The sequence below is a fragment of the Ruegeria halocynthiae genome (assembly GCF_900106805.1).
Taxonomy (GTDB): Bacteria; Pseudomonadota; Alphaproteobacteria; order Rhodobacterales; family Rhodobacteraceae; genus Ruegeria; species Ruegeria halocynthiae.
In genome coordinates this window covers 28,923-50,616 of record NZ_FNNP01000013.1, presented here as the reverse complement: position 1 = coordinate 50,616, position 21,694 = coordinate 28,923, and the positions used below count along the sequence as shown (strand labels likewise).

Below are 21,694 nucleotides of genomic sequence, written 5' to 3'. Positions count from 1 at the left end.
TAAGTGAAATTATGATAAATTTGCGCGAGTCCCATCCACGCATTTCGATTTTTCTATCCAGGGACTTCTCCAGACGAGCTTTCCCCAATCTCGTGGACATCATCTTCCGCCAGGTCCATTGGCATCCGAACCCAATCTTAGTCCAAGCGGATTGCACCGGGAGGACTCATCGAGGAACGCTCAGTTCGTTGTGGAGACTCTCGCTACAGCTGTTGTGACAATCCGCAATCAGTTATGCTCGGCAGTGATCATGTCTTTGAACTGAGACACTGTTTCTTGCGGAACACCGGCGACTTCAAAGATAGCGGCGGCAAAGCTCACTGGCGCTGTTCCAGGCGCGGTAACAACACGGTCTGAGGAAACAGCCGTTTTACTTTGAACGTAGTTTGATACGCCGTCATATCCGACAGCGTTCTTGATCAAGAAATCCCCTTCATTCGAAGTGTGCGGTTCCGCGTTTAGCAATCCCGATCGGGCCAGAGCCAGGGTTCCACCGCAAATTCCACCGACAGGAACACCGTTTTCGTACTGAGTCACAAGCAGATCTGAAATGTCCGGTGCGGCCTCAGAGTCCCACACGGTTCCGCCAATGACTGCCACTACATCCGGTTGCCACAAGGCGAGTTCTTCCAGTCCATTGGATACGACAACGGTCATTCCACCCATCGAGCTCAATTGCCCGGGAGTAGGAGAAAAATACGCGACTTCGAGCCCATAAAAGGAGCCGCCGATTCCGCCGATCATTGCGTATTCCCAGTCCGCGAAATCATCTGTGAGTACCAATGCGACTTTCGCCATTTTGGTTATACCTCCTGAGGGTCCCGCTTTAGAACATATAGGGAACATACCGGGTGTGCAATATTACTGGGTAACGAAAGTCTGCTGTCTTTCGATGTGTTGGTCAGGGCAACCGTCAGGCATTTTGCCGATGAGTAGAAAGCACCTATTCTGGGAAAATATGTAAAATCGAATTATTGGAGAAAAGTTATGCCCGTGCCCCAGATTGTGACCATCGTCGGTTATATGACAGTCCCCGAAACCCACGCAGATGCTTTTCGGAAAAACTGTGCAGATATGATTGAACTGCGCAACCAAGAACCTGGCCACTTGGTGTCGGCCTACAGTTTCGGCGCCGACGGGACGGTGGTGTCCCGTGAAGATTATGACAGCGCAGATGCGGTAATCCGCCATATGGAACTGGGCAGCCACATTTTTGAAAGCACTCAAGATCTGGTCAGTATCACCGGGGTCGAATTACATGGTCCCGCGATTGAGCTTGAAAAACTGCGCGACCTGTTCAGCGGAATTTCTCCTGGTTTCTTTGTAACCGAGTTCGGGTTTCGGCGGTAGCCGGGCTTGGAAAAGGGATCTACGGCAAGTCGGTAAGGCAGAGCCCAGCCCAAATAAGACGGTATCATCCTGCCAAAGGAAACCTGCAGAGGCTTGGCACAATCCAAAGGTGCAGCGCTTTGAATCCGCGGCTCAATATGTGGGTTGGTTAAACCCCAAGCCGCGCGGCTGTCTGCAATTAGGATGGACGTCCAATTCAACATTGAAGCCGGAGACAATTCCAAGTTTGACAAAAGCCGCATGGCTGCGACAATCGAGACATCTGTTTGCGATAGGTGGAGACAGGTCGAATGAAGGGCAGACGACGCTTTCTAACTCGTGTGATCCCGACCACATTCTGGGCGTCCATCACAATGCGTAGTCTTTCCCAAAATGCGGAGGCAAAGACCGTCGAAAACACAAGCCACAAAATATTCACAACAACAGAGGCAAAAACTCTGACGGCCTGGTGCGCGGCCATCGTTTCCGGCGCTGAAGAAGCCGGAGTTGCCCAATTTGTCGACCAAAACCTGGCGGGCGATCAGGCCGCGTCCCTGTTGCTTCTCAGATACCTGGATGCCAGCGACATGGCGGGATTTTATCGCAAGGGTATCTCGGGCATTGAAAAAGAATGCCTCCACCGCTTTGGCTTGCCCTTTGTGCAGGTGACCGACGATCAACGTGTAGAGATGATCCAAGCCGCCATCGCTTCAGACATGCAGGTCTGGACCGACCCGGACCCCAATTTCTTCTATTTCATTTCGCGCAGCGACGCGGTGGATGTTGTTTATGGCACGCAGGAGGGGTTTGCGGAACTGAACATCCCATATCTCGCGCATATTCCACCTCCCAGACCCTGGTAGCAAATCCGCCGCCAGCAGAATGACCGGAGATAATGCGGCCCAATGACGAAAATCTCACATGATAAGGTTGAAGTTGTCATCATCGGCTCTGGCATCGTCGGTAGCACAATGGCGGCTGAACTGGGTGAGGCGGGGTTCAACGTGCTGGTTCTTGAGGCCGGGCCGGAACGACGGCTTTCAGACATGATCAGTTCGCAAATCTGGTCCCGGCGGCTCAGATGGGCGGGTCCGGAAGTTCGGGAAACAGGTGATCTTGTGGGGGCCGCGAACTTTGCCATGGGGTGGGGGACCGGTGGCGCGGGCTTGCATTGGTACGCAAACTGGTTCCGGCTGCACCCCGACGACTTTCACGTCAGGTCTCTGTACGGGCGCAGTCTGGACTGGCCCATCGGATATGATGACCTGCGCCCATGGTATGACCACGCGCAATTCTATTTCGGCGTGTCGGGGGATGACGATTCCAATGCGCCGCCCGGTGAGGCTTATCCCATGCCTGCCATTTCCCTATCCAAACAGTCTCAGGCCATCAAAGCCGGGTTTGATGCCGAAGGTCTGACGCTCACGACAAATACCCTTGCGGTAAACTCAGCCCCTTATGACGGCCGGGCCGCTTGCCTGCTTGACGGCTGGTGCGACGCGGGATGCCCGATTGGGGCTTTGGCCAACCCGCTGGTTCTGCAATGGCCACGGGCGAGAAAGGCGGGCGTTGAGCTACGCCACAATGCCTATGCCGCACGGATTGAAACAGACCCTTCGGGATCGAAGGCAGCCGCCGTCGTTTATCTTGATGAGCAGGGTCGGGAGAACCTGCAACCTGCAGACATTGTCATCTCGGCCTGTCACACAATCTGGAATGCACGGCTGCTCTTGCTGTCAGTCAGTGACAAGTACCCCGATGGGCTGGGCAATGGCAGCAAGACACTGGGGCGCTATTTTACCTCTCACGCGCTCACAACCATCCACGGGCTGTTCATGCAGGAAACAGAGCCGCATTTGGGTGTTGCGGGTGCCAACACGCTTTGCCTTGATGGATATGACGACAAGCAACCGGCAAAGGATGCTTTTGGCAGCCGCGCGTGGCTTGTCGGGCAGGCGGCAAAGCCCAACGACCTGTTGGGGACCGCTCTGGCCAGGCCCGAAAAGTATGGTGAGGCTTTGGACGCGTATCTGCATCAGGCCAGTTTGCATTACGGAAACATGACAGTGCTGTGCGAGGAAGACAGCATGCCGGAAAACCGTATCACGCTCGATCCATCAAAACTCGATCGTTATGGGTTGCCGATGGCATATGTGAGCAATTCACTGCCACAGGCAAATGCCGCCAGGTCGGAACTGGCCAAGGCAGAGGGTCTCCGCATCTTCAAGGCGGCGGGGACCAGCGATGCTTGGGCAGGCCCTCGAAACCCGATGCATATGATGGGTGGAACAATAATGGGGAATGATCCATCAGCATCGGTCGTAAATTCATATGGTCAGGTGCATGAAGTCGACAATCTGTTTGTCGCGGGCGCAAGCCTGTTTCCCACGCCGGGCGCGATAAATCCGACGGCCACGCTGGCTGCTTTGGTGTTTCGCACGGCAGAATACATTCGCACCCACCGATCAGAGTTGCTGCCCTAAAGCGCGCTGCGCGGCGGTTGCGACCGCCCCAACCCGTCGAAGGCGTCCAACAGGGTTTCAAACCAGCGGTGTAGTGTGCTGTCTGGAGGCCAGAACGCAGCTCGACTGGCAACCCGCGCCCATTGAAATGTTCCGAACAAGATGTAGTCTGAATAATCCGGCGCATCACCGCCCAGGAAAGAGGTTTCGGCGAGGGTTGCCTCAAGCGGGCTCAGTGCTTGTTTGATCGCGTAACGTGCGGATTCAGGGTCAACTCCGATTTCTTCGATGGCCTGGCCGAATTTGCGCAGTGTTCGTTCCCGATAGTAATCCTTGTCGCAAATCGCCGTCAGAGGAAACTGCTCTGCTATAACAGCGCGAAAGATCAGCGGGTGCAGCGTGTTATCCGCCCAATGATTGACGAACAGCGACTTTGCCTTGCCGGAAGGTCCGGCAAACAGTGGATAGGCCGGATAGGTGTCATCCAGATAAGATGCAATGTTCCAACTGTCCCGAACCCACTGCTCGCCATCCACCAAAACCGGTGCTGTCACACCGCCAGATCGTGCTATCCGTTGCTTTTCGGTTATGTGCCAAGGCTCTGAGTCAAAGCTGAGTTGTTTATTCGCCAGTGCCATGCGGCTGCGCCAGCAATACGGGCTCAGATGGGCTTTTGGATTTGCACCAACAACTTCGAAAAGCCTGCGTTTGATTTCATGTGATATCACGTTGAACCACCATTCCGATTGCAACATTCTAACACATTGCCAGGAACGACCCGGGCCGATCCCGGGTAGCGTGCCGCATCAAGAATCTGACTCAAATACGTCTGATCCAAACAACTTGTTTTTTGTTTGCACCAATTGCCTCAAGTACTTCGTTGATGTCCAGATTGTATTCTCTAGCTAGATTTTCAACTTGAACCGCGTGGAAGCTCTCGAGATTGCGCACCGTTCGACCTTCTTCAAAAGCGATGAACTCGTACGACCTACCACCCCAACGTACGATCCCACCGCTGAGCACTCCGCGCTCAGCATCCGCTAGTTCTGCCACCGGGTCCGCAAAGAAGTCCGTCCACTTAAGAAAGCCAGTACTGACTGCCCTTGCAACCGCCTGTTCGATCGTCCGGCTTTTGAGCTTGGTGGTGATGGAAGCAGTCAGTGCATCGACAGTTCGCGAGGCGTGCCCCGTCTGCCTGGCAATGACTGACGGAATCAAACCAGACGCGAGCATCTTCAATACATCCAGCTCATCCCCAGACAGGGAATCCGACGGAAAGTTGAATACGGTTTCAATGACATCGAGGGCAAGCAGATGCAGAACCTGTGCTTCATGACGTAGGGCAGGGAGCATTTTAGCGATCAAGGCGTCCCATTCGGGGCGAGGCGATTTGGACGTGACGGTAAATACGCCGCGCTCCCCAAAAGGGTTGATCACTGGAATGGAAAGCCCGTTACGCCCAACCCCGAACTTTCTGGCCGCCTGAAAGAGTGCCGCATAGTCGGTCTGGTTGTCGAATGCTGACCAGTCAATCGGTGCAATCATGGTGGCGCCGAACCGAATGAGGGGATCGGCCAAGACAAGATCGTTATCGACATAGTACCTGACCCATTCCTCCGGAAACGTGGTGCAGCCGTGAACAACATTGTGATGCTTGTCGATATGGGCATAGGAGGCATTTTCTAATCCAAACCTTTGGCAAATCTCCTGGAGGCGCGCTTCTCCGGTTTGCCTGAAATCCAGTTCAGAATTGCCAATATCCGCAATTTTCATAGATCGTCTTTCTGCTCTGCGTCACCGTCGAGGCCGCATAGCAACCTAAAGCTGAACAAACTACTCGGGAATTCCCGTAGCCAATCACAGATTTGAATACAGTTCTGTTCCGGAGACGGAAACAGAGCGGAAACTTGCTGATGAGACGCGTAAATTGAGCAGCTGGCGGGCATAATCCGACACGGCTAAATCCGGTTCTTGTGATCCTGCGGAAGCCCGTCCTCCTCCTCTCGGGCTCTTCGTGCCAGCAGCCCCATGAAACTGGAGATCAGGTTCAGTTCACCTCGTTGATCGGCCTGCACCATCCCCCGGAGGTATCCGCCCGGGTTGACCACCTGAGGTAGTTTCGGGTCGCTCAGCCTCGCATCCGTGATCACTCCAGCCAGGATCGCCCCCATGGTGGTCAACCGTTCAATCGCCGCGTGCCAGGCGGAGACATTGGTGCCAATTTCCGACAGACGAGACCAAACGCCGGTCTCGATCGCATAGAGGGTGGGGTTGAAATTCTGGGCGCCGCTTCCAGCGATATCGATATGCATACGAAGCTCGGGAGATGCCAGGTCATAAAGGATGCGGTTATTCACCCGAGGTAGCTTTTGGGCTTTGCGCGGAGCTATGCCCGGGCGGCAGATGAGTTCCTGAATCTTGCCGCCGAAGAATCCAGAATCCTGCGGTCAACGATTTCGGTTATGAACAACTCCGGCCTTCAGCTCTGGCGCAACCCATCTGTAGCCAGAGCTACGCAGGGCAATGACATCAACTTTGAGGATCTGCGTCGGCGCCCCACCTCGATCTATTTTTCTGTGCCGGGGAAAAGGTCAAAGAGTTCCGGACACTCATTCGCCTGTTCTTCCTCGATCTGGTGAACACAATCGAAACCGTTGAGCCGGGCGACGATGAACCGTTCAAGGTTCTGATCCTGCTCGATGAGTTCCAGCGCCTTGGCCATCTGGAACGCGTAGTGGAAGCCTATGACACCATGCGATCCTTCGGCGGTCGGATCATCGTGATTTCGCAAACACTGTCGCGCCTGCAGGACATCTATGGGCATGAAGGTGTGGGGGCGATGCTGGCAAACGCCGGAACGCAAATGTTTGCGGCTTCTGAGGATTGAGAGGTACGCGAACACGTGTCCAGGTCGATCGGTGACAAAACCGTCATGAGCAAGTCAAAATCTCGGGCGCTCGGCAAAATGGAAATGGGCAGCATATCGGAACGTGAGGAAGGCATTCGCCTGCTCCGGCCCGAACACGTTGGCCGATTGCCTGAAAATGAGGTTGTGCTGATCCGCGAAGGCAAGATGCCGGTGATTGCAAACAAGATCCGATATTTCGAAGATCCTTATTTCATGCAGTTCTTGGGTGGCGAAAGTCCGAAGATCAAAGGCACACACCTCGATCTGGCTGCAGAGCAAGCCAGGGACACGGCAAAGGCGCTGGCTGAAGCGAAACTGGCCCCTGCCCCGGTGAAAGAGGTTTCCGAAAAAGATCAGGAACTTCAGGCGGCTTTTGATGCGCAGCGCACGGTCGCAAAGCGGAAAAGCCGGTCAGCGAAAGATAGGGCGATGGTGAAAATGAGAGCCAAACGGCCTGAAAGCAGTGCCTCCGCTTGACGGGGGTGCTGATTCAGTAAATCTGCGTTTAACCATGTTTGTGAGAACATAACGGTCCAACTATCAGAAGGTCAATTGAGATGAGATTGATACTCGCGATTTTGCTTCCGTTTGTGGTGTTCTTTACGATCAAACGCCCATTTCAGGGCTTTTTCTGTCTGCTCCTGCAATTGACGCTCATTGGCTGGATTCCGGCTGCAATATGGGCTGTGTACTCGCTGAGCCAGTACAACACAGACAAGAAGATCAAAGCCGCGACTAAGGATAGGGCATAGAAATGGATGAAATTCGAGCTGGATCGGCTAAAGGGGTCACGTGCGGCTGAGTGTTAAATCCCCCTTTAGGCGATTTCTTGGCAAAGCCGTCTTTCGCGCACGGCGCAGCGGATTCAACGAAAGAGCCCGCTTTGACCGATGCTGCGCGACGTATGAAGGGGAACAAACCACGCATTGCTGCCTTCGATCACCGATGGAGCGCCCCATAACGGACCCTCAGCACCTTACTCGGTTGCCGCGACCGCAGCCCGCTTTATTGCCATCCGCTGCATGCGTGAACTCCGTTGCTGCCCGAATTCAAAACCTCGGGGCATAGCCGCCCTTTGTTGGCGCAGAGTGAGTTAACGCAGAAAACTTTCGCCCATGCAGTATCAAAAATATGCAAACTCAGCAGGATTCGCCCAGCCGCCCATTCAGTTGGGTCGATCTCGCCCGGCTTCAAACAGCCCTTTCGCCAAAGCGACGATCCAACGAAAAACGTGTTAGCGGACAAGCATGAAATTCTGATTGCGTTGATGCGAGCTACTCGATCTCGCAAATATTAATTTAACACCGGCACTACGACTGCAAACTGGTGACAGTGGGAATCTCTACCTTCTCTGACTTGCTTCCGCGGGTGGCCACTGCAACGACAATTGCTTGCGCCAGACAAATGGGGGCGGTCAGGGATCGTGCAATCAGACTTTTGTTTTCAGGAACCGAAAACAGCACATCGGCCGACTTCGCCAGCGGAGACAAAGTGCTGTCAGAAATCGCGACAATGGGAACGTTACGGGCGGCCATGTCTTCGGTAATCGAGACGACTTCATTCGCATAAAACCGAAAGGACACCGCCACGAGCGCATCCTTCGGGCCAATGGTTTTTGCAATATGCGTTGCCAGCCCGCCACTCGGATCAAGCAGAAGGCATTTCTTGCCGACCATGGTCAATAGATAGCGGAGCATTTCGACCACTGGCGCGGCGCGAAGCTGCCCCAAAAGAAAAACGGTGTCTGCGTCCCCTAAAATCTCTGCCGCTTTGGACAGGTCGCCTTTGTGTGTGTCGGCGAGTAGCCCCTGAACGGACGCGGTATCACTGATCACGAGATCTCGGAAATAGTCTGCCTCTGACAAATCTTCGCGGGCCTTCATTTCCTGTTCGAGCGCATTGACGCGGGATTCGAACCCCGGTGCAGCTGTTGCCAGCCTTTGCTGAAATAGCGCCTGCAGATCCTTGAACCCGGAATAGCCAAGCGATTGAGCAAAGCGGACAAAGCTCGAGGCGTGAATTCCGCATTGCTCAGCGATCGAGGTGACCGATCGAACTGCAACGTCATTGGGGCTTTGTGTCAGATAGACAGCAATCTTGCCATATGTCCGGCTCATCGTATCGTGACGATCATGGATAAGCCGGATCAGACTTTCATAGTCGGTTGGAGGGGAAGGTTGCGTCATCTGGTCCTTGGCGGCTGCCTGTCTGGTTTCGGCTGGTCTACACTGAAATCCATGCGTTTGTCGCGGAAGATTTTTGGATTTGTTCGACAAGCGTCTGAATGCGCAACCCGTCACGGAAGGAGAACGGTTCTTTCCCCTGGCGCGCGATGGCATTCACATATCCGGCCACTTCGATGGCTTTCAGGTCGTTGAAACCGATCTGGTGCCCAGGAGCGACGCAGAAATTGCCATAAGGGGGATGGTCCGGGGCGGCTTCTATCTTGCGGAACCCGCGGCGACCCGGTGCATCCTCAACCGAATAGAAATGCAACTCGTTCAGGCGCTCACCGGTAAAGACCAGACCACCTTTGGAACCATGGACCTCAAAGTCGTGTTGCATCTTTCGTCCGGTGGCGATCCAGTTCCCTTCGATCGAACCCGAGGCGCCGTTGGCAAAGCGCAGGAAAGCACGGCCAATGTCATCCACCTTGATGGCCTTTTGTCCCCCCTTGCCGTCGGGACGTTGGGAAATGGCTGTGACGCAATCCCCTATCACCTCGCGGATCGGACCCAGCAGATATTCAGCCGTGGCAAGCGCATGGCTGCCCAGATCCGCAAGCGCGCCGCCGCCCGCCGGATCGTGGCGGAACGTGAAAGGGTCCTTGGCATTCGCCATGTAGTCTTCGGCGTGCAGGCCCCGGTAGGATCGGATTTCGCCCAGCTCTCCGGCCTCGATCATTTCCTTTGCCAGCCGCATCATCGGGTTGCACAGGTAGTTGAACCCGACCTGGGTTTTGAGCCCCGCCTGCTCGGCCGCCTCGGCCATTTCCGCTGCATCCAAGGCAGACGGCGCGAGGGGCTTTTCGCAATAGACATGCTTACCCGCTGCAATCGCCGCCATCGCCATTTCCTTGTGCAGCGCGTTGGGGGCGGTGATGTCGATCACATCAATTTCCGGGTTGTCCAGCATCTCGCGCCAGTTCGAGGTCGCGTGGGCAAAGCCAAAATCATGAGCTGCGCGTGCTGCGGCCGCGTCCGTTATATCGGCGAGCGTGTGCAACTCGATTTCCATGGGAAGGTCGAACACTTTCTGCGCAGTGGCGAAACCGAACACATGGGCTTTGCCCATGAAGCCGGATCCGATGAGGCCAATGGAGAGTTTAGGTTTTTCAGTCATGTGAGTGCATTTCTATTGACGATCAGATCGGGGTCAATCGTCTGATCCAGGTAGGTTAGTGTGTTTTCAATCGACGCCAGCGCCATACGTTCGCTGGCCTCTTCTGTCAGGCCCGCAATATGCGGCGACAAAAGCGCATTGTCACAATTTGTCAAAGCCATGTCCGATGTCGGGGGTTCGGTTTCAAAGACATCCAGCCCCGCCGCATGCACCGTGCCATCGCTCAGGGCCTTGCGCAGCGTGTCCTCGCAGACGACGCCCCCGCGCGCGGTGTTGGCGATAATCATGCCCTGCTTCATCAGGGCGAATTCCGCTGCCGACAAAAGGGGGCTGTCCCCGCGCGGCACATGGAGCGACAGGCAATCGGCCCAACGCAACCCTTCGGGCAGATCAGAAACAGGGGAGACCGCGCCATCGGGCCAGCCATGCGCCAGAAGATTCGGATCATAGGCCCGTACCTTCATGTCAAAACCTGCGGCCATCTGTGCCAGTTTTTGACCAGCGCGACCATAGCCGATGATCAACAGGTTTCGCCCTGAGATCTCTCGTTGTTCCAGCCGGTTGCGCCAGCCCCATTGCGCCGGATCCCGCACGGCGCGGTCCGCCCGGATCGCCTGTTTGGCGCAGGCCAGAAGCTGCATCATTGCATGTTCAGCCACCGAAGCCGAGTTGACGTCTCCGACAATGGTCAAGGCAATGCCACGCGCATTCAGCGCCCCAACATCGACCGCATCATAGCCAACGCCGTGACGGGACACCACTTTCAGGCGCTTTGCCTGCTCAATCGTTGCCGCAGATAGCGGTTGCGTCCGGATCACCAGCGCATCCGCTGTTTCGATATGCTGGCTGTACGAATCCTCGGAAATTTCTTCAATATAGGTGACTTCAACCCCATCGCGTTGCAGGGCGTCCAGCCGGGCGACACCCGTAGGGTGCAACTTACCGGCAACCAGGAGGTGGGGCATCAATACATTCCCCCCTGGTCCTTGGATGCGGCGTCGCGCCCAGTCAGGTCTTTCCATGCGGAAACCGAAGCCGCTGCGGCACCGGCAAGCAGCCGGGAATCTCCGCCAACCGTTGTCAGGTCATACCCCCAGTCAATGGCCTTGGCGGCATAGTCCGGCGTTCCGCAATGCAGGCAGGCTTTGATATCATTGGCCTTGCAGACGTCTGCGATGCGTCGGATCAGTTCGATCATCTCGGGTTCCTGCCGGTCAAAACCGGGAGGCAACCGTCCCTGTTGCGTGCCAAGGGTCAAATCGGCAGGTCCGACATAAATGCCATCAAGGCCGGGAGTCGCGGCTATCTCTTCCAGATTGGCCACGCCATCTGCGGTTTCGATCATTGCCAGCGCCAGGACTTCGTCATTGGCGGCCACGCCGTAGCCCGGCAAGGCAATAGCGGCGCGGGTGGGGCCAAAGCTGCGCTGTCCGTAGGGAGGGTAGCGCATATACGAGACGAACTCCTCCGCTTCGGCGCGGGTGTTCACCATGGGGCAGATGATCCCCATCGCGCCCGCATCCAACGCTTTCATGATATAGCCCGGATCGCGCCAGGGCACCCGCGCCATAAGGGTCGCCCCCGACGCACGCATGGCCTGGAACATGGGCAGGGCACTGGAATAGTCGAGCGCCCCGTGCTGGATATCGATGGTCACGCTGTCATAGCCTTGCGCGGCCATAATTTCAGCGGTGAACGGGTTGCCAATGGAACACCATCCGTTCAGGGCGGGCTGTCCCTTTGCCCAGAGGGCTTTGAGCTGGTTCTTTTGCATCTCCGCCCCCATCAGAAGACGATCTGCGACAGTTTGGTATCAAGGTAATCCTCGATGCCCTCGGAGCCGCCTTCGCGGCCAAGGCCGGAATAATTGGTGCCGCCAAACGGCGCTTCGGACGCGGCAAGCGCAAAGGAGTTGATCCCAACCATCCCTGCTTTCAGCGTTGCCGTTGTACGCCGCGCGCGGTCTGCGCTTTGGGTGAACGCGTAGGCCGACAACCCCATTTCCGAGGCATTGGCGCGTGCCAGCACCTCATCTTCGTCCTTGAAGCGGGTGATGGCCGCAACCGGCCCAAAATTCTCTTCGGCAAACACGCGCATGTCATCTGTGACATTGCTCAGCACGGTGGGTTCGTAGAAATGACCCGCATTGAAAGCTGCCGAACGCTGCCCGCCGGTTTCCAGTTTCGCACCGTTCTGCACGGCATCCTGCACAATGGCGTCGATATTGCCCACATGGCCGACATTGATCAGAGGACCCATTTCAGTGCTCTCATTCAGACCGTCCCCCAGCTTGATCGCCTTGGCCCGTTTCACGAATTCGGCAACAAATTCATCATGCAGGCTGTCATGGACAAAGAACCGGTCCGGGGTGACGCAGACCTGTCCGGCATTGGTAAATTTCGTCGGCACACAGACATCCAGCGCGCCGTTCAGATCGGCATCATCATAGATGATGCACGGGGCGTTGCCACCAAGCTCCATCGAGACCTTCTTGACCGTATCCGCCGCGTCCCGGATCATCTGTTGTCCCACACGGGTCGATCCGGTCAGAGACACTTTGCGCACACGTGCATCCGCCATCACCGGGGCATAGGTGTTGCCCGTCGATCCGACCACAAGGTTCACCGCCCCGCCAGGCAGCCCGCCCGCGTGGATACAATCCACCAGCACCATGGCAACACCGGGAGTTTGCGACGAAGGGCGCAGCACCACCGGGCACCCCGCGGCAAGGGCCGGAGCAATCTTGCGCGCGGGCAATGCGGCGGGAAAGTTCCAGGCTGTGAAGGCGCCAACCACACCAACGGGTTCACGCGTGATTTCAAACCGACCTCCGGGCACGCGGCTTTCGACGACGCGACCATAGATCCTGCGCGCCTCTTCGGCGTACCAGCGGAACTGATCACAGGCGAGCCCCCATTCGCGCCCTGCTTGCACAAGCGGTTTTCCCGTTTCGGATGATATCATGCGCGCCGCTTCATCGGTGCGACGCAGCATCTCATCCGCCACTTTATGAAGGGCATCCGCACGTGCGAACCCGCCCATCTCGCGCAGCGGGGCAAGGGCCGAGCATGCCGAATCGATTGCTGCCAAAGTGTCATCCCGAGATGCGGCTTTCGCGCGTCCCAATGCGTTACCAGTCACCGGAGAGAGAACTTCCATATCAGAGGCAGCCCCCTGCCAGGCACCATCATAGTATAGCCCATAGCCTTCGTACATTGTCGGTTTTCCTCTCTGTTATTGCCGTGCGCACAGGTGCTTTCAGCAATGGTCTGCAACGGATATCAAAGCTTCTGCAATAATCATTGCAACCAGAGCATTTTGTCAATAAGCATTCCATGCGAGTTCGCATTTATCATTTGGAGGAGGCGAGATGGCCGGGGAAACCGTAAAGCTGACAGTGGGTCAGGCATTGGTACGCTATCTGATCAATCAGCATACTGAGATTAATGGTGAACGGGTCCAGCTGTTCGCTGGCGTGTTCGGGATATTTGGTCATGGGAATGTGACATGCCTGTCCGAGGCGCTGGAGCAAGTTCAGGACGTCTTGCCGACATGGCGCGGGCAGAACGAGCAATCCATGGCGCTGGCTGCGATTGGCTATGGCAAGGCCAAGTTGCGCCGCCAGATCATGATTGCCACCACATCTGTTGGGCCAGGGGCAACCAATATGGTCACCGCCGCAGGGGTGGCCCACGCCAACCGCCTGCCGCTCCTGCTGATTTCAGGCGATACCTATAACAACCGCCTGCCCGATCCCGTTTTGCAGCAGGTCGAGCATTACGGTGAGCCCTCGACCACGGTGAATGACAGTTTCCGCGCCGTGTCACGCTACTGGGACCGGATCACCCATCCGGCACAGATCCTGTCTTCGTTGCCGCAGGCCATCGCCACGATGCTGGATCCCGCCGATTGCGGTCCTGCATTCATTGGGCTGCCGCAGGACATTCAAGAGATCGTCTATGATTACCCTGTCGCGTTCTTCGAGCCGACGCTCTGGACCATTCCGCGCCCGCGCCCGGATCGCGATCAGGTCTCGGCGGCGGTCGCGCTGCTGAAAACCGCAAAGAAACCTTTGATCATCTCGGGCGGCGGTGTGCGCTATTCCGGCGCCGAAGAGGCGCTGGCCCGGTTTGCTGAAGCCCGTGGCATCCCCATGGCCGAGACCATCGCAGGGAAAGGCGCGGTTGTGCACGACCACCCGGCCTATGTCGGGGCGCTCGGGATCGAGGGCACTGATGCCGCCAAGGAACTGGCCGAGGGGGCCGATGTGGTGATCGCCGTGGGTACACGCCTGCAGGATTTCACCACCGGGTCCTGGACAACATTTGCCCGCGACAGCCAGTTCATCAATATCAACGCGGCCCGATTTGATGCCCGCAAGCACCGGTCCCTGCCTGTGGTGGGGGATGCGCTGGAAAGCTTGAACGAGATTGATGCCGCCCTGGGAGACTGGCGCTGTGACGCGGCCCGGATGGAAGAGGCGCGTGTTTTGTACGCCAATTGGAACCAGATGCTGGACGAGGGGCAGGCCCCGACAAACGCCGCAGTTCCCAGCTATGCGCAGGTGATCGCCGTGGTGAACAAGGCCGCGCGCCCAGAGGACACCATGGTCACCGCGGCGGGCGGCCTGCCGGGCGAAACCGTCAAGAACTGGCGCGTCAAGGCGCTCAACAGCTTTGACTGCGAATTCGGCTTCTCCTGCATGGGCTATGAAATCGCCGGAGCCTGGGGCCATGCGATTGCCAAGGATGGTACCGGCGTGCCGATCGTTATGGTCGGCGACGGGTCTTACATGATGATGAACTCTGACATCTATTCGTCAGTCCTGTCCGGCCACAAGATGATCGTGGTCGTGTGCGACAATGGCGGGTTTGGCGTCATCAACCGGCTTCAGACCGGAATGGGAGTGCCGGGCTTCAACAACCTGCTGAAGGATTCGCGGGTGCTGAACAAGGACAATCCCCGTCACGTGGACTTCGCCAAACATGCTGAAGCCATGGGTGCCTATGCCCGCCATTGTGACAGCCTGGCAGATCTCGAAGCGGCCATGGAATGGGCGCAAGGCACCGATGCAACCACGGTGATCAGTATTAATTCGGACGCCTATACATGGACCCCTGGCGGGGCCGATTGGTATGTCGGCGTGCCCGAAATCAATGACCGCGAAAGCATTCGCGAAGCACGCAAAGGCCAGGAAGCATTCCGCGCCAAGCAACGTCGGGGGGTATGATCAGAATGCAGGCGAAACTGGGTATTGCACCAATTGCGTGGTGGAATGACGACGATGCGTCCCTGTCCGATGACGTGACGCTGGAAGAAGCGCTGCGTCAGGCTTCGGTCGCGGGGTTCACCGGCATGGAAACCGGGCGCCGTTTCCCGATGAACATGGACGAGCTGGGACCGATCCTCGATCGCTTTGGCATCTCCGTCTGCGGCGGGTGGTTTTCCGGTCTGTTGCTGGACGGCGATATGGAGGCGGAAAAGGACCGGATCGCAGCGCAGCTTGGCTTTTTCAAGGCGGCTGGTGCCCCTTGCATTGTCTATGGCGAAACCGCCCGCTCCGTTCAGGGCGAACGCACCGTTCCTTTGGTGCAAAAGCCTATTCTGAGCGAGGCCGAGATGGCCGATTACGGGCGGCGCATTTCGGATTTTGCGGATTGGTGCGCAGCAGAAGGGATGCCGCTGTCCTATCACCACCATATGGGGGCAGTTGTCGAACGCGAACATGAACTCGACCTGTTCATGAAGCACAGCTCGATCCCGCTGCTGTATGATGCGGGGCATATGGCCTTTGCCGGGGGCGATGTCATGCGTGTGATCGAAAATCACCATGCGCGCATCAGCCATGTACACACCAAGGACGTGCGTGCAGAGGTTGTGAATGCGGTCGACAAGGGTGCTGAGAGCTTCCTTGATGCCGTGATCAAGGGCGTGTTCACCGTTCCCGGCGACGGCAGCCTCGATTTCGAAGCCATCGTCAAAGCGTTGGCGGGCAAGGGCTATGAAGGCTGGTTCGTGGTCGAGGCGGAACAGGATCCCGTCGCAAACCCACCTCTTGAGATGGCAAAGGTCGGTCATGCCGAGCTGCTCTGCGTGATGAGCGCCGCAGGGTATGAGGTTGTCTCATGAACCGGATCGACGGGAAGGTTGCGATCATCACCGGCGGCACCCAGGGGCTTGGCGCGGCCATTGCGCGGCGCTTTGCCCAGGCGGGGGCTGCGGGCCTTGCGATTGTCGGGCGCGATCAGGCCAAGGGCGAGGCCGCGGCGCGCGAGATCGAAGCGGAAACCGGTGTCGCCACCCGGATGATTGCCGCAGATCTGGCTGATATCGAGGCGGTACAGCGGATCGTGCCGGACACGGACGCGCATTTCGGTCGGGTTGATATCCTGGTCAATGCCGCCGGGTTCACGGATCGTGGCAACCTGCTCAACACCACGCCCGATCTGTTCGACAAGATGATGGCCGTCAATGTGCGGGCCCCGTTCTTCTTGATGCAGGACGCGGTGGGCGTGATGGAGCGTGAAGGCGTAGAGGGCCGGATCGTCAATATCGGGTCGACATCAGAACGGGCAGGGCAGCCCTTTCTGGCACCGTACTGCACTTCGAAAGGGGCACTTGCGACGCTGACGCGCCATGCGGGATTTGCCCTGATGCGCAACCGCATTCACGTCAACCAGCTTGATATCGGCTGGATGGCGTCAGACCACAAACGCGAGATCCAGCTCGCCGAAACCGGCGACCTGAACTGGGAGGAGAAGGCCCGCGAAACCCTGCCCTTTGGCAGGCTGCTGGACCCAGAAGAGGTCGCACGCGCGGTGCAGTGGATGGCGTCCGACGACAGCGGAATGATGGCCGGGGCGGTCGTGCATTACGACCAGTCAGTCTGGGGAGGATATGACGGCCAGGCCCCCGCGCCGACCGCACCGCTGACGCGATGAGACACAAGAGATCCCTTTGATGGGAAACCGCCCTCTGTGGGCTTCCGGTTTGAAACAAAGGATGTGCCGGACATCCGATTAGGGAGGAAACTATGAGAAAGATCTTGATTGCAACTGCGTTGACCAGCCTGATGGGCACCACGGCCATGGCCGAAACCATCGGCGCGACGATTGCGCGGTTTGATGACAATTTTCTGACCGTCATGCGCAACGGCATGGTCGAGCACGCCGAGGCGATCGACGGCGTCACCATCCAGGTTGAGGATGCCGCCGACGACGTCGCCAAGCAGCTGGACCAGATCAACAACTTCATCGCTTCGGGCGTGGACGCGATCATCGTGAACCCTGTTGACACATCGGCCACTCAGGCCATGTCGGATGCCGCCGAAGCAGCCGGTGTTCCGCTGGTCTATATCAATCGCCAGCCTGTCAATCTGGACACACTGCCCGACAATCAGGCGATGGTGGCATCGAACGAAGTTGAATCCGGCACGCTTTCGGCCATTGAGGCCTGCAAACTGCTGCGCGCTGCCGGGCTTGGCGTTGTTGGCGCCAAGGGCTACATCATCATGGGTCAGCTCTCCAACCAGGCTGCAATCCAGCGCACCAAGGATGTCGATGACGTGGTTGGCATGGACATGTGCAACTTCATCACCATCGTCGACCGCCAGACCTCGGAATGGTCGCGCGACAAGGCGCAGGACCTGATGGCGAACTGGATCAGCTCGGGCGAAGATTTCGACGTTGTTTTTGCAAATAACGACGAAAGTGCCATCGGTTCCATTCAGGCGATGAAAGCGGCCGGTATTTCGATGGAAGACGTCGTTGTCGTCGGTGTTGACGCCACTCAGGACGCGTTGGTGGCCATGCAGGCCGGTGAACTGGACGCGACCGTGTTCCAGGATGCCTTTGGTCAGGGTTCCGGTTCTGTTGACGCAGCGCTGGCCCTGTCTCGCGGTGAAGACGTTCCACGCAAGGTCTGGATCCCCTTCAAGCTGGTGACGCCGGCCAACATGGGCGACTTCCTGGACAAGAACTGATCGCCCTGCAGCGCAGCACTGCGGGCTGACACATTAGGGCGGAGCGGCAGCCGCTGCTCCTCCCGTTTCCCTCTCCTTGCGTGTAAACACCGGAGCATATCATGGCAGACAGCACCGAAGGCATTGGTGGCCTGAAGTACGACAAGACCAAGCGCGCTTGGCCAAACGAACTCAACATCTTTTTTGCACTCATCGCGATCGTTTTGATCTTTGAAGCCCTGGGGCAGATACTCCCCTATATGAACGGCCAGAGCATGCTGTTCGACTTCAATACCAAGCGCGACGGGACCATTCTGAACATCGCGCGCCTCAAGATCATCATTCTTCAGGTGTCCATTATCGGCATCATCGCGTTGGGGGTTACACAGGTCATCATTTCCGGCGGGATTGACCTTTCGTCAGGACCGCTGGTTGGTGCTGCGGCCATGATCGTGATGTCCTTTGCCCAGACAGAACTGGTCAATGGCAACCCCAACCCCAAAGCCGTGTTCGGCGACTGGGCGTTTGATCTGCCCGTCATTGTTCCGGTCATAGTGGGCCTAAGTTTCGGGGCCTTTATCGGGGCGATCAACGGTTCCCTGATCGCATATACTCGGATTCCGCCCTTTATCGCGACGCTTGGCATGTTCCTGATCTGCCGCGGCATCGCTCAGTGGTGGACGCGTGGCCAGCCGGTTTCGTTCCCGACCGAAGGCTATGCCTGGCTTGGTTCCGGAATGATGCCGGTGGTCTGGTTCCTGATGCTTGCTGTATTGTTCCATTTTGTCCTCAGGCACACGGTCTATGGCAAGCACACCTATGCGATCGGCTCGAACGAAGACGCCGCGCGCATGTCTGGCATCAATGTCCAGCGTCACAAGATCCTTGTCTACATGATCGCCAGCATGCTGGCCGCCTTTGCCGCGATTGTTCTGAGTTCCAAGAACCTGACGGCGCAGACCGGTATGGGGCAGTTCTACGAATTGTTCGCCATTGCGATGGCCGTCATTGGTGGCGTGTCGCTGACCGGTGGCCGCGGATCTGTTGTTGGCACGGTTCTGGGCGCCATGGTGTTCGGCGTGATCCAGTCCGGGTTCACCTATATCCGGCTGGATGCGTTCTATCAGCTTATGGCGATGGGCACGATCATCATCAGCGCAGTTGTTCTGGACCAGTGGCGCCAGAAAACCGGCAAGTCTAGATCTTGAGGAGAGGATGAAACGATGAGTGAACTGAAACTCCACGATATGGGCGACATTATCCTTGAAACACGTGGTCTGACAAAACACTACGGTGGTGTGCACGCGCTGGAAGACGCCGATTTCATTCTGCGCAAGGGCGAGCACGTGGCGATCATGGGGGATAACGGGGCGGGCAAATCCACCTTCGTCCGCCAGATCACCGGGGTCGAACAGAAGACCCGCGGCTCCATTGTCTTTGACGGCAAAGAGGTCGAATTTGCAGGCCCGCTGGACGCGCGCGAGGCTGGGATCGAAACCGTGTTCCAGACGCTTGCCCTGGCGGATTCACTGGATGTGTCGGACAACCTGTTCCTGGGTCGGGAAAAGACCATGTGGAACTGGCTCGGGCCGTTCCGGCGGCTGGACTACAAGGCAATGCGCAAGGACACCCTTGCCGCGCTGGAAAAGACCGGCGTGAAGATCCCCAGTATCCGCAACACGATTCAGAACATGTCAGGCGGTCAGCGCCAGTGCGTGGCCATCGCCCGGACCGCCAGCTTTCATTCGAAACTGACGATCATGGACGAACCGACCGCTGCGTTGGGTGTTCAGGAAACGGCACAGGTGGAAAACATCATCCGTACGCTCAAGGAACAGGGTGAGCCCCTGATCCTGGTGAGTCACAACATGCGGCAGGTGTTTGACCTTATGGACCGTATCATCGTGTTCCGCCGTGGCCGCATCTGCGCCAACCTTGACATCATGAACGAAGATATCTCCGGCGAAGATGTCGTGGCCTATATCACCGGCGCCAAGACCGGCGAAGAGTATATGGAAAGCGCAGTTTGATCTGCGGTGATGGATTAGAAACAAAACCGGATGCCGTGGAGCTTTGCAATCTCCGGCACCGGTCGGACCGGAAAGGTCCATGCCACCGCGATGGTCCTCGCCAAGGCTGCAGGGCCGACGCCCTGATCGTTTCGCCGTGACATCCGGACCATTCAGGCAATCTAGGACGTTGACGATTAGGACTCAATCGTGATCTGCACGCTGATGGTCACCCATGCGGATTTAATCGAATGCTTTTACCGAGCGGGCAAATCCGTGTCACTCGCATTGATACCGAAAGCCTCCTTTCGCCCTACCTGTTGGAACTTGATGTCACGTTGCGCGAACAGCGGCCGTTGTGAGTTGGCGCAGCGAAATGGGGCTTCGTCCCGCATCTTGCCCATTTAAACGCAGCGCAGCGAACACCCGGAATGTCCTGCGATAAGATTCCGCCCCAATCTGAACAGTCCCCACATTGCTCCAATCCGGCAATCTCGCTGTTCCTGGCAACACATTCTCCAGCGCAAACCCTTGGTGGTTTGTGATGCGCTCTTTTGTGTATGTTTTCGTCGCGTATCAAGCCGCAGTGATTGCAGCGAACAAGATCGGAGTGCGAACAATCATATATCATGTCACCCGTGGTTATAGGCTGTGTCCATCATCTTCATGGATGTGGGTGGCCTGTTCGCGGATATGGGCGATCTCCTGCACAACGGCTGCAATCTTGCTGGATGAAACTTGGTGCAGCTCACCGACAACAGCCTCGGCGCGTTTGTAGCTGTCCGGAACGCCTTGGCTGTTGAAATGGGCAGCAGCGGTGGAAATGTCCGCGTCTTTCCAAGTCGCTGCTGTGCCGACTGAAACGCTGTCATGATCGTTGTAGCGGGCCAGAAACTTGTTTCCATCGAGGCCGAAGTGTTGGCGGTTGCAACAATGTCATCACGCACAGCCAGCCATTTTTCGGCCTCAGACGGGTCCAGGTTGTCCAGCTCGGCCGCACTCATGGATGTGGTGTAACTGTCGTCAGCAACAGTGAACGCCTGCAGGTCGGTGTCGTATGGGCGCAGTTCAGCAACATCGCCCTTCAGCTCTCCGATCTGCACGTCCATTGCGGCGCGTAAATGGGGATCTTCGACCTCTCGGGCAAGAGCCTCCATGTTCTCAATGGAGTTTAAGATGTCTTTGGTCTGCTGTTCGTAGTTCTCGAAACCAGCCTGCCCAAGAGCGGATTGCATGTATTGCACATAGCGATCACCGGGCGACTGGTAGTCATCCAAACCCTGAAAATCTTTGTCGCCGGACAGATCCGCAAGCGACGAATAGTAGGGGTGATACAGATCGTATTCCTGAGCATCGGTCATGTGCTGAGAAACCAAAGCCCGCATATCGTTCAGATCTACCGGCTCTCCTGACCGTTCGGCAGCCTCCAATTCGATTTTCAGTTCTTCGACCAGATCTTGTTGCGCCGTATGTTCGTCAACACGGCGGTTGGATTGGTCCTCGATGTCGAAGCTCTTTGAAGCGATGGCTGCACGATCAAAGCCCATCGCCTGCTGTTCTTTCTTGATGATGTCGATCTGCTCTGAAACGCGATCCTCGCGCGGGGCGGATTGATCAAATTTGGAATAGGGTGCGAAGTGTTCGACTTCGTTCAAAAGATAGTCTGTACGCGAAACCATAGTTT

The 21,694-nt window shown here is 57.0% G+C and carries 21 protein-coding genes and 1 pseudogene; 12 read left to right on the top strand and 10 right to left on the bottom strand.

Annotated elements, in window-relative coordinates:
- Positions 1-228: 228 nt before the first annotated feature.
- Positions 229-798, bottom strand: a complete 570-nt coding sequence (locus tag BLU89_RS19590; RefSeq protein WP_074739180.1) for a DJ-1/PfpI family protein — start codon at positions 796-798, stop codon at positions 229-231.
- Positions 799-987: 189 nt separating this feature from the next.
- On the opposite strand from BLU89_RS19590, the gene BLU89_RS19585 reads away from it, so the two are divergent.
- The 3 genes from BLU89_RS19585 (at position 988) to BLU89_RS19575 (ending at position 3,812) form a co-directional block, all read left to right on the top strand.
- A complete protein-coding gene (locus BLU89_RS19585; RefSeq protein WP_074739178.1) occupies positions 988-1,350 on the top strand; it encodes a putative quinol monooxygenase in 363 nt (120 codons plus the stop codon).
- A gap of 290 nt (positions 1,351-1,640) precedes the next feature.
- On the top strand, positions 1,641-2,192 hold the full coding sequence (locus BLU89_RS19580) for a gluconate 2-dehydrogenase subunit 3 family protein (protein ID WP_074739176.1): 552 nt from the start codon (positions 1,641-1,643) through the stop codon (positions 2,190-2,192).
- A 42-nt stretch (positions 2,193-2,234) separates the two neighbouring features.
- Complete coding sequence (locus tag BLU89_RS19575) at positions 2,235-3,812, top strand: GMC oxidoreductase (RefSeq protein ID WP_074739174.1); 1,578 nt, start codon at positions 2,235-2,237, stop codon at positions 3,810-3,812.
- On the opposite strand, the gene BLU89_RS19570 is transcribed toward BLU89_RS19575, so the two are convergent.
- From BLU89_RS19570 to BLU89_RS19560, 3 genes are all read right to left on the bottom strand, one after another.
- Positions 3,809-4,519, bottom strand: a complete 711-nt coding sequence (locus BLU89_RS19570) for a glutathione S-transferase N-terminal domain-containing protein (protein ID WP_176797734.1) — start codon at positions 4,517-4,519, stop codon at positions 3,809-3,811. The genes BLU89_RS19575 and BLU89_RS19570 overlap by 4 nt on opposite strands.
- 91 nt (positions 4,520-4,610) lie before the next feature.
- The gene (locus tag BLU89_RS19565) at positions 4,611-5,564 is read right to left on the bottom strand and encodes an autoinducer binding domain-containing protein (protein ID WP_074739171.1); all 954 of its coding nucleotides are present in this window, start codon (positions 5,562-5,564) and stop codon (positions 4,611-4,613) included.
- Positions 5,565-5,749: 185 nt separating this feature from the next.
- Positions 5,750-6,148: a replication initiation protein RepC gene (locus BLU89_RS19560; RefSeq protein WP_074739169.1), complete on the bottom strand. Its 399-nt coding sequence runs from the start codon at positions 6,146-6,148 to the stop codon at positions 5,750-5,752.
- Positions 6,149-6,160: 12 nt separating this feature from the next.
- Here BLU89_RS19560 and BLU89_RS22030 point away from each other — a divergent pair, with 12 nt between their 5' ends.
- The 3 genes and pseudogenes from BLU89_RS22030 (at position 6,161) to BLU89_RS19540 (ending at position 7,451) form a co-directional block, all read left to right on the top strand.
- On the top strand, positions 6,161-6,430 hold the full coding sequence (locus BLU89_RS22030; protein WP_074739168.1) for a type IV secretory system conjugative DNA transfer family protein: 270 nt from the start codon (positions 6,161-6,163) through the stop codon (positions 6,428-6,430).
- Positions 6,403-7,176: pseudogene (locus BLU89_RS21810) on the top strand (type IV secretory system conjugative DNA transfer family protein). The gene BLU89_RS22030 and the pseudogene BLU89_RS21810 overlap by 28 nt, the downstream one beginning before the upstream one ends.
- Before the next feature lie 80 nt (positions 7,177-7,256).
- Positions 7,257-7,451: a YqaE/Pmp3 family membrane protein gene (locus BLU89_RS19540; protein WP_074739164.1), complete on the top strand. Its 195-nt coding sequence runs from the start codon at positions 7,257-7,259 to the stop codon at positions 7,449-7,451.
- 558 nt (positions 7,452-8,009) lie between these two features.
- On the opposite strand, the gene BLU89_RS19535 is transcribed toward BLU89_RS19540, so the two are convergent.
- The 5 genes from BLU89_RS19535 to BLU89_RS19515 are packed head-to-tail and all read right to left on the bottom strand — an operon-like array spanning position 8,010 to position 13,257.
- Positions 8,010-8,885, bottom strand: a complete 876-nt coding sequence (locus tag BLU89_RS19535; protein ID WP_074739162.1) for a MurR/RpiR family transcriptional regulator — start codon at positions 8,883-8,885, stop codon at positions 8,010-8,012.
- 37 nt (positions 8,886-8,922) lie between these two features.
- Positions 8,923-10,041: a Gfo/Idh/MocA family protein gene (locus BLU89_RS19530; protein WP_074739161.1), complete on the bottom strand. Its 1,119-nt coding sequence runs from the start codon at positions 10,039-10,041 to the stop codon at positions 8,923-8,925.
- Positions 10,038-11,006, bottom strand: a complete 969-nt coding sequence (locus tag BLU89_RS19525) for a hydroxyacid dehydrogenase (RefSeq protein WP_074739160.1) — start codon at positions 11,004-11,006, stop codon at positions 10,038-10,040. The genes BLU89_RS19530 and BLU89_RS19525 overlap by 4 nt, the downstream gene beginning before the upstream one ends.
- On the bottom strand, positions 11,006-11,815 hold the full coding sequence (locus BLU89_RS19520) for an HpcH/HpaI aldolase family protein (RefSeq protein WP_074739242.1): 810 nt from the start codon (positions 11,813-11,815) through the stop codon (positions 11,006-11,008). Before BLU89_RS19520 ends, BLU89_RS19525 begins: the two co-directional genes overlap by 1 nt.
- A gap of 11 nt (positions 11,816-11,826) precedes the next feature.
- Positions 11,827-13,257 (bottom strand): NAD-dependent succinate-semialdehyde dehydrogenase, encoded by a 1,431-nt coding sequence (locus BLU89_RS19515; protein WP_074739158.1) that lies wholly within the window; start codon positions 13,255-13,257, stop codon positions 11,827-11,829.
- Between the two features lie 154 nt (positions 13,258-13,411).
- Between BLU89_RS19515 and iolD the strand changes: the two genes are divergently transcribed.
- The 6 genes from iolD to BLU89_RS19485 all read left to right on the top strand — a co-directional run bounded on the left by iolD (position 13,412) and on the right by BLU89_RS19485 (position 20,031).
- On the top strand, positions 13,412-15,271 hold the full coding sequence (gene iolD / locus BLU89_RS19510; protein ID WP_074739156.1) for a 3D-(3,5/4)-trihydroxycyclohexane-1,2-dione acylhydrolase (decyclizing): 1,860 nt from the start codon (positions 13,412-13,414) through the stop codon (positions 15,269-15,271).
- A gap of 5 nt (positions 15,272-15,276) precedes the next feature.
- Entirely contained in the window at positions 15,277-16,170 is an 894-nt protein-coding gene (iolE, locus tag BLU89_RS19505; protein ID WP_074739240.1) for a myo-inosose-2 dehydratase, read from the top strand.
- Entirely contained in the window at positions 16,167-16,982 is an 816-nt protein-coding gene (locus tag BLU89_RS19500; RefSeq protein WP_074739154.1) for an SDR family oxidoreductase, read from the top strand. The genes iolE and BLU89_RS19500 overlap by 4 nt, the downstream gene beginning before the upstream one ends.
- Before the next feature lie 92 nt (positions 16,983-17,074).
- Positions 17,075-18,022, top strand: coding sequence for a sugar ABC transporter substrate-binding protein (locus BLU89_RS19495; protein WP_074739152.1), 948 nt, complete (start codon positions 17,075-17,077; stop codon positions 18,020-18,022).
- A gap of 101 nt (positions 18,023-18,123) precedes the next feature.
- Entirely contained in the window at positions 18,124-19,209 is a 1,086-nt protein-coding gene (locus BLU89_RS19490) for an ABC transporter permease (RefSeq protein WP_074739151.1), read from the top strand.
- 39 nt (positions 19,210-19,248) lie between these two features.
- A complete protein-coding gene (locus BLU89_RS19485; protein WP_074739239.1) occupies positions 19,249-20,031 on the top strand; it encodes an ATP-binding cassette domain-containing protein in 783 nt (260 codons plus the stop codon).
- Positions 20,032-20,642: 611 nt separating this feature from the next.
- Here the strand turns inward: BLU89_RS19485 and BLU89_RS19480 are convergent.
- Positions 20,643-21,689, bottom strand: a complete 1,047-nt coding sequence (locus BLU89_RS19480; RefSeq protein ID WP_074739149.1) for a hypothetical protein — start codon at positions 21,687-21,689, stop codon at positions 20,643-20,645.
- Positions 21,690-21,694 lie beyond the last annotated feature (5 nt).

Excerpts from the sequence above, each read along its gene's own strand:
- BLU89_RS19590 (WP_074739180.1), bottom strand. The coding sequence starts at position 798 with ATGGCGAAAGTCGCATTGGTACTCACAGATGATTTCGCGGACTGGGAA.
- BLU89_RS19585 (WP_074739178.1), top strand. The coding sequence starts at position 988 with ATGCCCGTGCCCCAGATTGTGACCATCGTCGGTTATATGACAGTCCCC.
- BLU89_RS19580 (WP_074739176.1), top strand. The coding sequence starts at position 1,641 with ATGAAGGGCAGACGACGCTTTCTAACTCGTGTGATCCCGACCACATTC.
- BLU89_RS19575 (WP_074739174.1), top strand. The coding sequence starts at position 2,235 with ATGACGAAAATCTCACATGATAAGGTTGAAGTTGTCATCATCGGCTCT.
- BLU89_RS19565 (WP_074739171.1), bottom strand. The coding sequence starts at position 5,564 with ATGAAAATTGCGGATATTGGCAATTCTGAACTGGATTTCAGGCAAACC.
- BLU89_RS19540 (WP_074739164.1), top strand. The coding sequence starts at position 7,257 with ATGAGATTGATACTCGCGATTTTGCTTCCGTTTGTGGTGTTCTTTACG.
- BLU89_RS19535 (WP_074739162.1), bottom strand. The coding sequence starts at position 8,885 with ATGACGCAACCTTCCCCTCCAACCGACTATGAAAGTCTGATCCGGCTT.
- BLU89_RS19530 (WP_074739161.1), bottom strand. The coding sequence starts at position 10,041 with ATGACTGAAAAACCTAAACTCTCCATTGGCCTCATCGGATCCGGCTTC.
- BLU89_RS19525 (WP_074739160.1), bottom strand. The coding sequence starts at position 11,006 with ATGCCCCACCTCCTGGTTGCCGGTAAGTTGCACCCTACGGGTGTCGCC.
- BLU89_RS19520 (WP_074739242.1), bottom strand. The coding sequence starts at position 11,815 with ATGCAAAAGAACCAGCTCAAAGCCCTCTGGGCAAAGGGACAGCCCGCC.
- BLU89_RS19515 (WP_074739158.1), bottom strand. The coding sequence starts at position 13,257 with ATGTACGAAGGCTATGGGCTATACTATGATGGTGCCTGGCAGGGGGCT.
- iolD (WP_074739156.1), top strand. The coding sequence starts at position 13,412 with ATGGCCGGGGAAACCGTAAAGCTGACAGTGGGTCAGGCATTGGTACGC.
- iolE (WP_074739240.1), top strand. The coding sequence starts at position 15,277 with ATGCAGGCGAAACTGGGTATTGCACCAATTGCGTGGTGGAATGACGAC.
- BLU89_RS19500 (WP_074739154.1), top strand. The coding sequence starts at position 16,167 with ATGAACCGGATCGACGGGAAGGTTGCGATCATCACCGGCGGCACCCAG.
- BLU89_RS19495 (WP_074739152.1), top strand. The coding sequence starts at position 17,075 with ATGAGAAAGATCTTGATTGCAACTGCGTTGACCAGCCTGATGGGCACC.
- BLU89_RS19490 (WP_074739151.1), top strand. The coding sequence starts at position 18,124 with ATGGCAGACAGCACCGAAGGCATTGGTGGCCTGAAGTACGACAAGACC.
- BLU89_RS19485 (WP_074739239.1), top strand. The coding sequence starts at position 19,249 with ATGGGCGACATTATCCTTGAAACACGTGGTCTGACAAAACACTACGGT.
- BLU89_RS19480 (WP_074739149.1), bottom strand. The coding sequence starts at position 21,689 with ATGGTTTCGCGTACAGACTATCTTTTGAACGAAGTCGAACACTTCGCA.